Genomic DNA, 16,218 nt, shown 5'->3' on the forward strand with positions numbered 1-16,218 from the left:
CGGGTGATCCAGGACTGTTGACCTTGCATGCACTAAATGCCCTGCAACAGGCTGACATCATCATTTATGATGCACTGGTTGATAAAGCACTTTTATCGTGGGCAAAACCCGATGCCGACATTGAGTATGCTGGCAAGCGCGGCGGCAAACCGTCACCCAAACAACGCGATATTTCTTTACGTCTTATCGAATTGTCGAAAGCTGGCAAACGCGTTTTACGTTTGAAAGGCGGCGATCCATTTGTGTTTGGTCGTGGCGGTGAGGAAGCCCAGACGCTTGTTCAAGCAGGCATCAGATTGCGGATCATTCCGGGCATTTCGGCAGGTATCGGCGGACTTGCCTATGCTGGCATTCCGGTCACGCATCGTGATGTGAATCAGTCAGTAACCTTTTTGTCCGGACATGACCGAACTGGCCTGATGCCATCGGCGCTTGACTGGGACGCGCTTTCCAAAGGGTCACAAGTCATTGTCATGTATATGGCAATCAAGCATATGCCTGATATCTGTAAAAAGCTGATCGCCGCTGGCCGTGATCCACATGAACCTGTTGCGGTGGTTAATAATGCAACACGCGATGATATGCAGGTATTGGAAACAACGCTGATAAAGGCACATGAAGATATAACAACATCAGGGATTGGCGCACCCGCGATTGTTTGTATTGGACGTGTTGCGTTGATGCGGCAATGTCTTGACTGGATGGGGCAGATGCAAGGCATTCCCCCACGCAATCTTGATCCGCTTGACGTAAGGTCAGAAGCGGAAACCGGATAATGACATGTAAAGGTTTTGTCGTTAGCGGTTTGTCCTCAGGCAGTGGCAAAACAGTTATCACCCTTGGCCTTTTGAATGCACTACGCAAATCAGGCATGTCTATTGCTGCGGCTAAATCCGGCCCCGATTATATTGATAGTGCCTTTTTAAAAGCCGCCGCCGGTCAGGCCGCCATCAATCTGGATAGTCATGCCATGACGCCAAAGTTGATTGACAGTCTGCTCGACAGGCATTTAGCGCGACAGAAAGCCAATAGATTGATTGTCGAAGGCGTCATGGGGCTTTTTGACGGCACACATAATGGCCGCGGTAGTACAGCGGATCTGGCTTGTCATCTTGGCCTGCCAATTATCCTTGTCATTGATGTGCGCAATACTGCGCAAAATGCGGCCGCGCTTGCTGCCGGCCTTGACCATATATTGCGCCAGCATGCGCAAGGTCATGCCGCAGGCGCGTCAAATACACACATAGCTGGCCTTATTTTAAACCATGTGGCGTCCCCCCGCCATCACACACTTATTGCCGAAGCCATGTCACATTATGACATCCCCATGCTTGGCAGCATACCAACAACGGCTGATATTGATGTGCCATCACGCCATCTTGGCCTTGTTCAGGCCGCTGATCTGGCCGCAAGTGGCCGTCTTGATAGCGTGATTGATGCCGCTACAAAGCTTGTAGAAACACATCTTGATCTCAGCCTTATTCAAAAGCTTGCCGTACCACTTGCATTACAGGCCACACCACAAACGGCACTAGCTGTTCCAGCCCAGCATATTGCGATAGCAAATGATGCGGCATTCGGCTTTAGCTACAGCCATATCATTGATGAATGGGCGGCATCTGGTGCCACAATATCACCCTTTTCACCGTTAAATGACGAAGTCCCCCCTGCAGATGCCGAATTTGTCTATATGCCTGGTGGTTATCCAGAGTTGCATTTGCCACGATTAAGCACTGCCAAGCATTTCATAGGCGGCATTAAACAAATGGCCAGCCAAAATATCCCCATCTATGGCGAATGTGGTGGCTTTATGGTTTTGGGTGACGCCATTATCGATGCCGACGGCACCCGCTTTGCAATGGCAGGGTTGCTTGGCCTTGAAACCAGTTTTGCCAAACGCAAACTGCATCTTGGCTACCGGACACTGACAACTAAACATGCAGGTCTGTGGAATGACAAGCTTGCCAGCACCCTTATGGCGCATGAATTTCATTATACAACAGCCACCAAATCCGCTGGTGATGCGCTTTTTGATGCCAAAGATGCGGCAGGTAACAATGTCGGGACTATGGGGCTTATCAAAGGTAGTGTTACCGGCTCTTACGCCCATATCATCGCCGCTATCTAGACTTATGCTTTGTCCTTTTTGGGGCGCAAAATATGGACATGCTCAGAATCATATAAAGCGCTGTCACGGAAATCGATGTCTTGATCAAGGCTTTTACCAACAAAAATCAAAGCCGTGCGGGTAATTTTTTGCGCCTGTGCAGCTTTGTGCATATGTGCCAGATCCGTATGAATATAGGCCTCATCAGGCCAGCCAACGCGATAGGCAATGATGACCGGACAGTCAGATCCATAAAAAGGCGTCAAATCACGCTCTATCTGACGCAAATTGCGCACGGATAGATGAATAGCAAGGGTGGCTCCAGTTCGACCAAGGCTGGTCAGTTCCTCACCTTTCGGCATAGCTGATGATTTCATCGCTGTCCGCGTCAATATAAGGCTCTGGCTGACCTCGGGTATGGTTAATTCGATACCCAGTGCCGCCGCAGCAGCAGCATAGGCAGAAACGCCAGGCGTGATGTCATAATCAATACCAAGTTTCTTTAACCGCCGAATTTGTTCGGCAATAGCACCATATAGTGACGGATCACCTGAATGAACACGCGCAACATCCATACCTTTTTCGTGCGCAAGGCTAATTTCAGCCATGATTTGATCCAGTGTCAAAGAGGCTGTGTCAACGACCCGTGCATTGTCAGGGGCGGATGCCACAACCGCTTCAGGCACCAATGATCCAGCGTAAAGGCAAACCGGACAGCTTTCGATCAAGCGTACCCCCCGAACCGTAATTAATTCAGGGTCACCAGGCCCAGCACCAATAAAGTGAACAGTCATGCCTTTGTTTCCTTGTCCTGCGACATAGAATTATCAAGATGTTTAGCATAGCCCCGCGGGGTGTAGATCGCTGGCCCAGCGCCACGTTCAAACATACGCGATGATTGGGCACCAACCATGACAACAGTCAGCATATCGACATCATCAATGTTCAATGTGCCAAGTGTGATATAGGTCAGTTTCTCATCGGGACGCCCTAAATTTTGCGCCAACAGAACCGGCACATTGTCGCCGCGATAGGAAATAAGAATATCTCTGGCTGCCGCTAGCTGGCTTCGCCGTCGCATTGAAACCGGATTGTAAAAAGCAATAACAAAATCACCTGCACCAGCGGCATGAATACGTTGTTCAATAGCTGTCCATGGCGTCAATAAATCTGATAATGAGATAGTGCAGAAATCATGACCTAGCAAAGCCCCTGACCTTGCGGCGGCAGCCTGAAGTGCCGAAATTCCAGGGGCACTGACAATTTCAACCCGCCGCGCGGCATCGCTAACGCCGCCTGTATCATCAGTGCGATCAAGCAATTCAAACACCAATGCCCCCATTGCATAAATACCCGCATCACCTGAACAAATAATGGCAACATCCTTGCCAGTAGCGGCCGTTTCCAAGGCATAACGACAACGCGCTTCTTCTTCGCCAAGCTTGAAATCCCGCCTTGGAATATGAGCCGCAATGGCACCTAGAATATCAATATACAGTCCATAACCAACCAGCTCATCAGCTGTCTGTATCATGCGTGATGCCTCAGGTGTCCGCCATGAGCTTTGCCCGGGACCAATCCCGACAAGCATAACCCGACCCGTTTTTCGACCGCCCAACTTAATGATGTCCACACAAGGCGTATCAAGCATGGCAACTGCCATCGTGGCTGATGCCGATTTCTGTTTTTCGACAATCAAACGTCCATTTGCACCCGTCGCCGCCAATGCCGCGGCTTCGGCGACGCCATGCGCCCCAATTTCGTTAAAGACAACATCCGACGGATTTGCCAAACGCGGCGTTTCAGCTTCAAGACGTGCGACATCAAAAACCTGAAACGGAACATCAAGATGTGCGGCCAAAGCCTTAATTGCTGGCTCATCAGCCTTAATATCAACCGAGACTATGGCGGCAATCGCCGCCGGATTGAGGTCATGCGTAGCCAGATGTTCAAGGACATGCGAAATCAATTCATCTGCCGCACATCCTCTTGCACACCCAACACCCAGAACAAGCTGTTGCGGGCAAAAGACAAGCTGATTGCTGGCGGGGTGAATTGCACGCATCGTGGCAGTCAAAATCACGTCATCACCATGCGGCACTTCAGCCAGCCATTTATCAAGTGCCGGATGGGCTTCACCATCGCGCCTTGCGCCTGTTCCAGCCAGCAAAGTTGCCATGACTGATGTGGCCTGATCGGGATTTGCCAGCCGCCACCCTTGCGGCGGTTCGTCCAGTGATACCGCCCAAGTGATATTGCCTGCGGTGGTGACTGCGATATGACAATCATATTTGGACGCTAGTGCTTTGGCGATCTTGAGTCCGCCATGATGCCCACCCAGCAAGGGCACAATATTCAGACCATCATCCGATAGAGCTAATAGCGGCGCATCAGCTGTTTTATGCAAAAGATAAGGGGCAACCGCGCGGATCAGGATGCCCGATGCACAAACACCAATTATTGGACGCCCTGCCACAAATAATGCGCCAATATGGGCGATTGTGTCATCGAACTGATATGGCGCATCAGGACATCGCCCTTGCAAGCCATGAATATCGGCATCAATACGCGACGCCAGCGTTCTGGCAAGAGTCAGCCCCGTTGCCGTCAATACGACAAAAACAGGACTCTGGGACGTTATAGCCATGGATCATCGCCCTTATACAAAATAATCATTGAAAAATAAGGCGCATCATCAGGAGCATCAGATAATTTGCGACAGGTTTGATGCGGTAATGACGCATGACTGACATAACGGGCTGTTTCGGCGTACCCTAGCTGATCAAACAGGCTTCGAATGCGCGCCAGGTGACGGCCCACCTTTATGATTACAACCGCTTCGGCAGCTTTGATGCCTGCCGCCAACGTGGCATCATCCAGAGGGGCAGGCAGAATGGTCAAAATATCGTTACGTGCCACAAGCGGGTGCGCCTCAGCCGCCGCACAGGCCGTCATCGAGGTTATGCCGGGAATGATTTCAACTTCATAATCACGAAAACGCGCCAGTAAATACATAAATGAGCCATAGAATAACGGGTCCCCTTCACACAAAACGATAACATCACGCCCCGCATCAAGATGGGCTTTAATCGCAATTGCGCCCTGATCATAGATGTTTTGTGCTGGCATCCGTCCGCTTCGCATTGGCACCAGCATTGGAATTTCAACAGCATCATCAGATATGGCATCCACAACAATTGAGCGCGCAAAGCTGACACCATTATCAGGTGCCGGATAGGCAATGACTTGGGCGGATTCAATCAGGTTCCATGCGCGGCGCGTGACAAGTTGCGGATCGCCTGGACCCGTGCCAACGCCATATAATGTCCCTAAATTCATGTGCCGTTCCCGCTTATATTGGCGTCTTTATGCCAGACCCATTGTGTAACCGGCATCAATGCACGCCAGCCATGATAACCGCCAACAGGGTCAGCATGATTCACAGCTATGCGGGTCAAATCGCCTTTTGTGGCTTGCCAAGACGACAACAATATTGCTTCGCTTTCCAGTGTGACCGCATGAGCAACAAGCACGCCGCCAGCGCGCAGACGCTTTTGGCAAAGAGTTATTACCGCAGGCGAAAGACCACCACCAATAAAAATAGCATCGGCAGGCGGCAGGTCAGCCAGCGCATCAGGCAAGGTCGCATGTAGCGCATGAAACCCTGCCGCATCTGGATCATTAGTCGGCGCGCCAACACCGTGACGCATGGCATTATTTACGGCACGTTTGATCTGTGCAGCATCGCGATCAATCGCATAGGCCTTGCCGCGCGGTGCATGACGCAGAAAATCAATCGAAACCGCGCCTGAGCCAGCACCAACATCCCAAAGCACAGCGTCCGGAAAGGGTGCCAGTTTTGCCAGCGCGCTTGCCCGTAAATCGCGCTTTGTCATTTTGCCATCAGTTTCAAACAGACTGTCCGAAAGTGCCATGCCTGCTGCACCTACATCTTCAGGAACGGTGATCGCCATGATATGAAAATCGGAAATGTTTGTATGTGCCCATGTGCTGGCAACACCATCATGGCGGGCTTCTTGATCGCCGCCAATATCACCTAAAGCTGTCATCTGCGCTGATCCATATCCGTAATCAACCAGAAGTGTGGCAATATCTGCAGCAGATTGGCAGTTCGCCGTCAACACAAGCAGACGCGCCCGTGGATAGAGATAAGGAACAATAGACGTTATCGGCCGACCATGCACCGTTACCGTTTCACATGAGGCAAGTGGCCACCCCATGCGTGATGCCGCCATCTGAAACCCCGAAACAGCAGGCATGATCGCGCATCTTTCATGACCAAAATGTGCGATCAGGCTTGCGCCAACGCCAAACCACAATGGATCACCTGTTGCAAGAATAACAATGTTTCCGTCAACAGCCTCAAGCCTAGCCGTCAAATCAGAAAATGGTGATGGCCAACTTTCAATCTCACCATCGGCATCAATCGTCGCATGAAAGCGTTTCGATGCAAATATGTAATCGGCGGTCTTGATTTTAGCGCGTGCGTCCGGCGCCAAAGCCATGCATCCTGCCTCGGTGACGCCAATAATCGTGATTTTTTGACTGGCTTTGCGCATTATGGCCGTCTCGCAATCATGGCAAGCGCATTTAATGCCGCCGCGGCAATCGCCGACCCGCCTTGGGTACCATGAAGGGTAATAAAAGCAGGCATCTTTAGCGGGCTGGGCTTTGCATGATTACCGGTTACATGGCTATCATCAGATAGTGCCACCAATGATGCCAGTGCTGCTTTTGATTCAGCCGCGCCGATAAAACCAACAGGAAAACCAAGGATCAAGGCTGGTTTGACTGACTCATCGCGTATGCGTTCAAGCAAACGGAACAATGCCGTTGGCGCATTCCCAATAACCACAATGCCGCCATTAAGCCGTTCATCCCACAGATCAACCGCCGCTGCCGAGCGAGTGGTTTTGTCCGCCAACGCTCTAGCTGGTGTTTGCGGATCATTAAGTGTTACCAGAACCGAATTATCAGCAGGCAGAAACCGCCGTGTAATACCCGACGCCACCATTTCACAATCACAAAAAATATCTGCACCTGCCCGCAAAGCGGCAATACCTGCGGATACCGCATTGATATCAATAATCAGCTTTTCAGCCACATCAATCATACCGCACGCATGAATGATGCGGATGGCAATTTCGGCGTCATCATCCGAAAAAATGTCCAGCTTTGCCTGCTCACGAACAAGTGCAAAGGAAGCATCGTAAATGGCCTGCGGGTCTTTGATATAGGAATAGGTTGTCATCAGCGCCACTCAGCTATCTTGTTCCTGACTGGATTTGGGTTTGTGACTGCGCACCGACTCTGGCCCATGCGGATGTTTGGCATGCGGATAGGGTTGATGCGTGTGTCCATGATGATGGTCATGGTCATGGTCGTGGTCGTGATGATGATGGTCACTATCAAGCCGACATGCACCGCTACAGAAACTATCGCATAACTGACAGTCCTCGACATTGCTTCCAGGGGCTGAAATGCCCTGCCCTTCGACATGGTGATGATGGCTTTCCTGCGCCACACCAACATCAGCTTCAAAACCAAGCACCTGTGCCCGATATTTACACAAGGCACAGTTCATATTGTTATTGCCATCGATGATTTCCCGCACACGGTCAGCAAAGGTCGCAATTACCTTTGGATGGTCATTAAGATAACTGGCTTTGATAAATTCAATGTCTGGATAATGACCTGCCACTTCGTCAGTAAAACCATAAATACGGTCAATTAGAATGCCCGAAAACAGGAAATACGGAAACACAACAACGCGTTTATAGCCAAGCCGCGCCACATGTTCGAGACACGGCTGAACCAGAGGGAATGTCACACCGCTATAGCCAACTTCTGCCCAACCAAAGCCCATGCCTTCCCATAGCATCCGGCAAATTTTTGATACGTTAGAATTAGCATCTGGGTCCGAAGCACCACGCCCAATTACAACAAGACAAGTATCGGCAAGATCAACCTGACCATAGGCGGCGTTTGCCTCATCAACAGCCGCTTTAATCCGGTCGCCAGCAGCTTGCAGCATTTGCAAATCAATCGCCAATTCACGGCCATACTGGATGGTAATGTCATGTTCAGCCGCATATGTGTTCAGCACCGATGGAATATCATTTTTGGCATGTCCAGCCGCAAATAACATGCCTGGCACCGCCAGCACATGCGTCACCCCTTTGGCGCGCAAAGCATCCAGACCTGTTTTGATTACTGGCGTTGCAAATTCCAAATACCCATATTCAACCGGCCAGTCAGGAAACAATGGTGCCAGTTTTTCCGCTAGAACGGCAAATTCTGTGACAGCCGACTTTGACCGTGAACCATGTCCACAAATCATCACACCATATTTTTGTGGCGTTTGATTTCCAATTTCATCATGCATTTTGTTCTGCCTCGTCGCCTGCGTCAGGGTTTTCAACATTGTCATCCGATATGTCACTATCAGCTTTTTTGACATCTCTATCTTGTGAACGTTTGCTTTGAGCGACCAGAATGCCAGCAAGACCAACAGCCAACCCGCCCAACACAGCACCAGCAACATGGCTGTGACCAGCCAATTCACCAAAATGACCAAGATGGGCAAAAGCAGGCACAGCGATCAGGTTACACGTAATGCCGCAACCAAATATAAAAAAGCGGGAACTATTTCTATGCATATATATCTCACATCAAAAATGGCCAAACCATGGATTTGTGGAGATATGCTAGATATGGAAGCAAAGCGCAAAACTAGGATCACAGCCATGTTGCTGTTTCATAGACCTTGGCCCGGGGCCCGGAATTGGATGCCTGATTTAGGTACACCGCACCGGAATCGCTTTCATCTTGTTAACAAGTCCACCGTCCTTGTCTATGCATACTAGGAAGTTGCGGTAATTACAATTACCCATAAACGCCATTAATTGAGCGAATTGGAACATGCGCATTGAGCCACGCCCCTTATATCGCTTAATATCACGGCGAAAACATATCGTTAGCGGAACATTTCATCCTGATGCCATTACTTTCCGACATTGAATTGAGAGCACTTGTTCTGATTGCGGCTATCTTGATTGACAGGGTGCTTGGCGAGCCAGCGCTTTTATGGCGGCATTTTCCACATCCAGTTGTTGTTTTTGGGAAATTGATAGGCTTTCTTGAGCAACGTCTTAATCAAAAAAATAAAAAATGGACTGGTAAAAGGCGGCGCATACATGGCGTGCTGGCGATAACTATTCTGATGATCAGTTCTGGAATTACGGGATATATGGCATCTTTTGGCGGACTGATTGCCGATATTATTATCGTCACCGTCCTGCTTGCTGGCAAATCATTACATGAACATATAGATGCAGTTGCCCATGCCTTGCGCCGCGATATTACATCTGCCCGCAAAGCTGTTGGTATGATTGTCGGGCGCCGAACTGACAAATTAGATGAACATGAAATAGCGCGTGCTGCCATCGAAACAGGTGCCGAGAATCTGTCAGATGGCGTTTTTGCCCCTGCTATATGGTATCTAGCTTTTGGTTTGCCTGGCATTCTTATTTATAAAATGACAAATACCGCTGACAGCATGATCGGTTATAAAAATGCACGATATTATGCTTTTGGTTATGGTGCGGCAAAATTCGATGATCTGTTAAACTATGTTCCAGCACGTCTGACGGCACTATTCATTAGCCTAGCTGGAATTTTAACTGGCAAGTTTCGCTTGTCTAACGTGCATAGAATTGCCCCAGATGCGCACACGCATAATTCGCCAAATGCAGGCTGGCCAGAAGCCGCTATGGCATATGCGCTTGGTATCTGGCTGGCAGGATCACGATATTATGGAAACCGACTGGTTGATGCCCCTCGTATGAATATTGAAGGATGTTTGGTCAAAACAGACGACATCAAGAAATCGCTGTGGATATTGACGCTTTCGCAAATACTGTTTCTGGTTGTTATTGCATTATTGTTGATATGGCGACACGCATCTATCTAGGGCGTTTTAGTAAGACCCGCAATTTTGGCAATTTTATCCATATCAAGATGCGTTGCTATATGCGCCGCCAATTTATCCAAAATTTCATCTACCAGATCATTATAATTGATCTGACTTTCTGTTCCACCAAGTTGGCGCATGAAGGACGTACGAAATTCATTACTGCTGAAAATGCCATGCACATAACTGCCCGCGACAAGACCGCTTGGCGATATAGCACCTTCAGGGCGTCCATCAATCATCAGCAAGGGGCGTTCTCTATCTTTACCTTGGGTTCTGCCAACATGAATTTCATAACCCGAAACCGGAACGCCGCCATCTAATGTTGTAGCGGTAACATGTCGGACGGTTTTATCATCTGCCAGAAATGTCTCGACATCCAGCAAGCCGAGCCCCTCTGCTGATCCTGCTTTGCCTTCAATAGCATGCGGGTCATGCACCCATTTACCAAGCATCTGATAACCGCCACATAGTCCCAATACACGGCCACCACGCCGGACATGTCCGATGATATCGGCATCCCACCCTTGCTGGCGAATAAAGGCAAGATCGGAAATTGTCGCCTTTGAGCCGGGTAATAGAATAACATCGGCATCAGCAGGAATAACATCTCCTGCCTGAACAAGCGCCAGATCAATCCCGGGTTCAGCCGATAAAGGATCAAGGTCATCAAAATTGGCAATACGGCGCAGAACTGGCACAACAATTTTCAAGGCTTTATCTGATTTGCCAGCCGAATGCGATGATTCTATATCAAGTATGTCTTCAGCGGGTAACAGCCGCGCGTCAGAAAACCACGGCAAAATACCAACCCCATCCCATTTGGTGTGGGATTCGATAATTTTCATGCCCTCACTAAATAGATTAGTATCACCGCGAAATTTATTGATTATAAACCCTTTTATCAAATTTGAATCCATATCATCAAGCACCATTTCCGTGCCAACTAGACTGGCAATAACACCGCCTCGATCAATATCACCAACAAGAATAACGGGAATATTTGCTGCCTGTGCAAAGCCCATATTGGCGATGTCACCAGCACGTAAATTGACTTCTGCCGGACTACCTGCGCCTTCAACAATGACTAGGTCAACTGACGTGGCAAGCTGATCGTAACTGTCCATCACACGCGGCAATAATGTCGCTTTATGTGTTCCGTATTCCTTTGCACGCATACTGCCAAAGCGTTTTCCCTGAACTATGATCTGTGCACCAGTATCTGTTTCAGGTTTTAATAAAACTGGATTCATATGAACCGAAGGCGCAACCCGGCAAGCCAAAGCTTGCAACGCCTGCGCACGCCCAATTTCGCCACCATCATCAGTGGCCGCCGCATTGTTCGACATATTCTGTGGTTTAAATGGACGTACCGTTAGCCCCTGATTAGCAAAATAACGGCATAAGCCAGCGACCAACACCGATTTGCCAACATTTGAGCCAGCACCCTGAATCATTACGCACGGTGTTGGAGAACGTGGTGATGATGGCGCCGACAGGTCAACCATTAAAATTCAACGCCAATCTGAGCCTTTATGCCTGAACGGAACGGATGCTTGATGAGCGACATATCAGTGACAAGATCAGCAATTTCAATCAATTCTTCAGCCGCATTGCGCCCCGTTAGGACAACATGTGTCATGTCAGGCTTTTTGGTTTGCAAAAAGGTGATCACTTCATCAAGCGGAATGTAACCATAACGAAGGGCAATATTGATCTCATCAAGCAACACCATTGTATTTCTATCATCAAGAATTAGTGTCTTTGCTTTTTCCCAGGCGGCTGTGGCGGCGGCAATATCGCGCTCTTTATCCTGAGTTTCCCATGTAAAGCCCTCACCCATGGTATAAAACTGGCATAAATCACCAAAATGAGCCGTGATCAGGTTTCGTTCACCTGTATCCATCCCACCTTTGATAAATTGAACAACAGCACAAGGCATCTGATGCGCGATGCACCGAAAAATCATGCCAAAGGCGGCGGATGATTTGCCCTTACCTTTGCCTGTATTGACAATGATCAGGCCTTTCTCCTGTATCTTGCTGGCCATGATCTTGTCACGCGCCTGTTTTTTCTTCGCCATCTTGCTGTTATGGCGGTCAATGTCATTCGGCACCTGATCATCATTCATGTTAGGCTCCTCCTTCGTTTCTCAAGCTCAGCTTGCACGCTATTACGTCTTGGTGTCCATAGGCCGCGGGCGATTGCCTCTTCAAAGCGTGCCAGCATATCGTCATAGGCCGCATCATTAGCCGTTTCAAGAAAATCGCGCACTAGGTCATCTTCTATATAGGCTTCATAAAGTGCGGTGAAATGATGTTCATCAACCATCCGTGTTGTTGCGGCAAAAGCAAACAGATAATCAACTGTTGCCAGCATTTCAAAAGCACCCTTATAGCCATGCCGCATGGCACCAGCGATCCATTTAGGATTACTGGCGCGCCCCCTGACGACACGACTGATTTCTTCGGCAAGGCTTCGAATCACAGGGCGCTCAGGCAACGAGTGATCATTATGATATATCGGCACATCTCGCCCTGACAGATGCGCCACTGCGGCAGACAGACCGCCAGCAAATTGGTAATAATCATCACTATCAAGAATGTCATGTTCACGATTATCCTGATTATGCAATACCGCATCCGACGAAGCCAATCGTGCCTCTAGCGCATCGCGGGCATCAACGCCTGATAATTGTTCGCCATAAGCATAGGAAGACCATGTCAGGAATGCTTCGGCAAAATCAGCACGCTGTTCCCAGATACCTTCATCAATCAGAGTTTGCAGACCTGCACCATAGGCACCTGGCTTGGCGCTGAAGATGCGCATGGTGCTTTGGCGTATAGCCTCTTTTTGCGATACACCATTGGCTGTCAGTTTTTCTGACTCGGCACGCGCAGCGGCGGCAAGCGGATTTTGGTCATCAGGTTCGTCTAGTGACGCTACCGCCTGAACAGCACGGTCAATAAGGCTCATCTGCGCGGGAAAGGCATCGCGGAAAAACCCTGAACAACGCAATGAAATATCAATGCGGGGGCGTCCTAATACCGCTAGGGGCATAATGTCAAACCCCGTTACGCGGCGCGAATTATTATCCCAAACTGGTTGCACCCCCATCAAGGCTAGTGCCTGAGCGATGTCATCACCGCCAGTGCGCATGTTTGATGTGCCCCATGCCGATAGCACCATTGCCTTTGGCCAATTCCCATGATCGAGCAGATACCGGTCAAGCAAGGCATTTGCCGACGCCCAGCCCAGACGCCATGCAACAGGCGTTGGCAAAGCGCGGCTATCAATTGAAAAGAAATTGCGACCTGTTGGCAAAACTTCAGGGCGGCCACGTGTCGGCGCGCCAGATGCACCTGCCGGCACAAACTGTCCAGCAAGGCCGCGTTGCAAAGACTCTGCCTCAGCATGGCCACACGCATTTAATGATGCGCGAATTGAATCCAACCCATGAGCCAGCACCATTGCCGACGCTGGACCGGGCGGATCAATATCACCAGCAACCAGTGCCAGTGCAAGCGCATCAAGACGTTCAACAGTATCGCCATGACTTCGCCAAACAGTATCAAGCAGATTATCAAGAATAGACGGGTGCGCGCCCAACCATGGGGTGGCGCGTTCGGTCGTTAGTGGATCAAATAGATCATCATCGCCCGACAGCCCCAGATCATCAGCCAAAGCACGAATCAATGACCCATGCTTTCCCTCACCATCATTTCGGGGGGTCCGCAAAATTTGCACGAGCAACGCGTTCAGCAAGTCATGCGCGGCATTACGGCCAAAAATATGCAAGCCATCACGGATTTGCAGTTCCTTAATGTCACATAGGAAATTATCAAGTTTCAGCAGTTTTTCGCCAGCATCATCATCCGGCAGAATACCACAATCTTTGGCCAAGCCAGCCCGTTCAGCATCGATGAGAATATCTTGCAATAGCGCCGCAGAACGGGCTTTATCCATGCCAGCCGCTTCGTAATATTCATCCATCTGTGACTCGATTGCCGCCATGATTCCATGCGAGTCAGCATTTGTCATAGGAGGTGTCAGGTGATCAAGTATAACCGCCGCACTGCGCCGTTTTGCCTGCGCCCCCTCACCCGGGTCATTTACAATAAAGGGATATAAATGCGGTACCGCCCCCAGAACAGCCTCAGGGTAGCATGATGAGCTCAAAGCAAGCGCCTTGCCAGGCAGCCATTCCAGATTGCCATGCTTGCCAAAATGGATAACGGCATCCATGCCCCAGATTTCACGCAACCAAATATAAAAAGCGAAATAATTATGTGGGGGCACCAAATCAGGCGCGTGATACGTCGCCTTTGGATCTATATTATACCCCCGTGCTGGCTGTACGCCAACGACGGCATTACCAAAGGTCAGAACCGGAATACGAAATACCGTGCCATCAAACATAGGGTCATTGTCAGGTGCACCCCATCGTTCCGTTACCGCAATACGCACATCATCTGGCAATGACGCAAAGGCGTGAACATAGTCATCATGAGCCAGCGTTACAAAGGACTGCCGGCCTTGCCAACCTGCATTTGTTGGCCCCGCGCGTAGGGCAGATATTAACTTGGCACTTGAGTCCGGTAAATCAGTGATCGTATAGCCCGCAACCTGTAAATCGCGCAACGCCTGAAACGCACTTTCCGGCGTATCAAGCCCAACCCCATTAGCAATGCGTCCATCCTTGTTTGGATAATTAGCAAGGATAAGAGCAATCTTTTTGTCAGCCGGTTTTATATAGCGTAACGCACACCATTTTGCCGCTAATGTGGCAACAAATTTGACACGCTCTGGCACCAACACATAATGCGTTGTCATGGCATGCGTGACCGGATCTTTGCTAAGCGGCTTTTTAAAGGCAATGGCACGCGATAGAATCCGACCATCCAACTCGGGCAATGCCACATTCATTGCCAGATCACGCGCGGTCAGACCTGCCGAATTATCCTGCCAATCAGACACGCGGTTTGACGCCAGAACCACCTGAAATACAGGGGCATCCACCACGCCAAAAGGCCCTGCTGAACGCATGTTTTGTTCACCTGGGCGGGCTTTATCAACAGCTGATGGATCAGACACAGCAAAAGAGGTCATGTTTAAAATCACATCCGCTTTTGCACTGCGCAGACATTCGGCAACAATACCAGCTGTTTGTGCTTCCTTGAGACTGGAGGCAAAAATAGGAAGTGGATTCATCCCTGCCGCAATACAAGCATCGATCAACCCGTCGATAGGTGCCAGATCACCTGCCTGTACAAGCGCCCGGTAAAATACCAGTGCCGCCACAGGCCTTGTTTTATCCTGCCAATGCGACTGGATAGTGGCAAAGTCTGGTAGATCATCATGCGGCCAATAAAGACCTGCACGAAGTAATGGCCTAGCTGGTGGGGCGTTATTGGTGTTATCGGCAATGTCATGAAGGCGCAGAAAGAAAGCCTCGGCGTTCATTAAACCGCCACCGTCAAGATAACCAGCAAGGTCAGCGCATACCGACGCATCAACCGACGACAAATAATCAAGTTCGGCATCGGGTTTACCATCACCAGAAATGAAAATGACTTTGGTATCTGTCGCTTGAGCAAGCTGGCGTAATTGTTGGGTACCATAAGTCCAGTAAGATGCACCCCCAAGCAACCGCACAACGACAATGCGTGCTTTAGTAGCGGTTTTTTCGATATACAAATCAACCGAATAGGGATGTGTCAGGCTCAGATAATTGGCAATGCGAATATCACCAATATCTGCATTCTTATGTTTCAATGATGTGGCCGCGGCAGTCAGCAAACTGACTTCGGTGTCTGCCGATGATAAAATGATGATATCACCCGGAGGCTGGGCTAAATCAACCGCCTCTTCGGAATCATATAAGGCACCACTTTCATCAATTTTAAGAAGATGCATTAGCCAAACTACCGCCCAGCTGTGTTGCGATTGCCACACCGTCAAGCCCAGCCAAACCAATCACAACCAACTGGCCAACTTTGGCCTCGGTATCACGCGCATAATAGCTATCCACACGCTTACCAACAGCCTGCACAACCAGAGGCAGTGCTTTGCCAGCTTCCTGTAAACGACCCTTGGCACGCAAGATCGGAAGAGCGTC

Annotated in this window: 14 protein-coding genes; 3 read left to right on the forward strand and 11 right to left on the reverse strand. The window is 49.6% G+C overall.

The genetic code is table 11. The features are described from left to right. Both cobA and ABNT28_RS05780 read left to right on the forward strand, forming a co-directional pair. Positions 1–776 (forward strand): uroporphyrinogen-III C-methyltransferase (gene cobA / locus ABNT28_RS05775; protein WP_348721161.1); only part of this gene is annotated, 776 nt, incomplete at its 5' end. Further along, a complete protein-coding gene (locus tag ABNT28_RS05780) occupies positions 776–2,128 on the forward strand; it encodes a cobyrinate a,c-diamide synthase (protein WP_332924837.1) in 1,353 nt (450 codons plus the stop codon). The genes cobA and ABNT28_RS05780, both read left to right, overlap by 1 nt. A gap of 2 nt (positions 2,129–2,130) precedes the next feature. Here ABNT28_RS05780 and cobM read toward each other — a convergent pair whose 3' ends face one another. The 7 genes from cobM to ABNT28_RS05815 are packed head-to-tail and all read right to left on the reverse strand — an operon-like array spanning position 2,131 to position 8,787. Further along, the gene (cobM, locus tag ABNT28_RS05785) at positions 2,131–2,901 is read right to left on the reverse strand and encodes a precorrin-4 C(11)-methyltransferase (RefSeq protein WP_348721162.1); all 771 of its coding nucleotides are present in this window, start codon (positions 2,899–2,901) and stop codon (positions 2,131–2,133) included. Further along, positions 2,898–4,754: a precorrin-3B C(17)-methyltransferase gene (gene cobJ, locus ABNT28_RS05790; RefSeq protein WP_348721164.1), complete on the reverse strand. Its 1,857-nt coding sequence runs from the start codon at positions 4,752–4,754 to the stop codon at positions 2,898–2,900. The genes cobM and cobJ overlap by 4 nt, the downstream gene beginning before the upstream one ends. After that, positions 4,745–5,446 carry a precorrin-2 C(20)-methyltransferase gene (cobI, locus tag ABNT28_RS05795; RefSeq protein ID WP_332924840.1) on the reverse strand — a complete coding sequence of 234 codons (702 nt, stop codon included), beginning with the start codon at positions 5,444–5,446 and terminating at the stop codon, positions 4,745–4,747. Before cobI ends, cobJ begins: the two co-directional genes overlap by 10 nt. After that, positions 5,443–6,687 carry a precorrin-6y C5,15-methyltransferase (decarboxylating) subunit CbiE gene (cbiE, locus tag ABNT28_RS05800; protein WP_348721165.1) on the reverse strand — a complete coding sequence of 415 codons (1,245 nt, stop codon included), beginning with the start codon at positions 6,685–6,687 and terminating at the stop codon, positions 5,443–5,445. Before cbiE ends, cobI begins: the two co-directional genes overlap by 4 nt. Continuing rightward, positions 6,687–7,379, reverse strand: a complete 693-nt coding sequence (locus ABNT28_RS05805; protein WP_332924850.1) for a precorrin-8X methylmutase — start codon at positions 7,377–7,379, stop codon at positions 6,687–6,689. The genes cbiE and ABNT28_RS05805 overlap by 1 nt, the downstream gene beginning before the upstream one ends. Positions 7,380–7,388: 9 nt before the next feature. Continuing rightward, a complete protein-coding gene (locus tag ABNT28_RS05810; RefSeq protein WP_348721166.1) occupies positions 7,389–8,513 on the reverse strand; it encodes a sirohydrochlorin chelatase in 1,125 nt (374 codons plus the stop codon). Then, entirely contained in the window at positions 8,506–8,787 is a 282-nt protein-coding gene (locus ABNT28_RS05815; RefSeq protein ID WP_332924843.1) for a DUF6732 family protein, read from the reverse strand. The genes ABNT28_RS05810 and ABNT28_RS05815 overlap by 8 nt, the downstream gene beginning before the upstream one ends. Positions 8,788–9,125: 338 nt before the next feature. On the opposite strand from ABNT28_RS05815, the gene cbiB reads away from it, so the two are divergent. Then, on the forward strand, positions 9,126–10,100 hold the full coding sequence (cbiB, locus tag ABNT28_RS05820; protein ID WP_332924844.1) for an adenosylcobinamide-phosphate synthase CbiB: 975 nt from the start codon (positions 9,126–9,128) through the stop codon (positions 10,098–10,100). On the opposite strand, the gene ABNT28_RS05825 is transcribed toward cbiB, so the two are convergent. From ABNT28_RS05825 to ABNT28_RS05840, 4 genes are all read right to left on the reverse strand, one after another. Further along, positions 10,097–11,608 carry a cobyric acid synthase gene (locus ABNT28_RS05825; protein ID WP_332924845.1) on the reverse strand — a complete coding sequence of 504 codons (1,512 nt, stop codon included), beginning with the start codon at positions 11,606–11,608 and terminating at the stop codon, positions 10,097–10,099. The genes cbiB and ABNT28_RS05825 overlap by 4 nt on opposite strands. Next, positions 11,608–12,231, reverse strand: coding sequence for a cob(I)yrinic acid a,c-diamide adenosyltransferase (gene cobO, locus ABNT28_RS05830; protein WP_332924846.1), 624 nt, complete (start codon positions 12,229–12,231; stop codon positions 11,608–11,610). Before cobO ends, ABNT28_RS05825 begins: the two co-directional genes overlap by 1 nt. Then, positions 12,228–16,016 carry a cobaltochelatase subunit CobN gene (gene cobN / locus ABNT28_RS05835; protein WP_348721167.1) on the reverse strand — a complete coding sequence of 1,263 codons (3,789 nt, stop codon included), beginning with the start codon at positions 16,014–16,016 and terminating at the stop codon, positions 12,228–12,230. Before cobN ends, cobO begins: the two co-directional genes overlap by 4 nt. After that, positions 16,003–16,218, reverse strand: a 216-nt coding sequence (locus ABNT28_RS05840; RefSeq protein ID WP_348721168.1) for a GTP-binding protein, incomplete at its 5' end; no start/stop codon positions are given. The genes cobN and ABNT28_RS05840, both read right to left, overlap by 14 nt.

Origin of the sequence: uncultured Candidatus Puniceispirillum sp. (genome assembly GCF_963979125.1) — a bacterium.
Classification (GTDB): Bacteria; Pseudomonadota; Alphaproteobacteria; order Puniceispirillales; family Puniceispirillaceae; genus Puniceispirillum.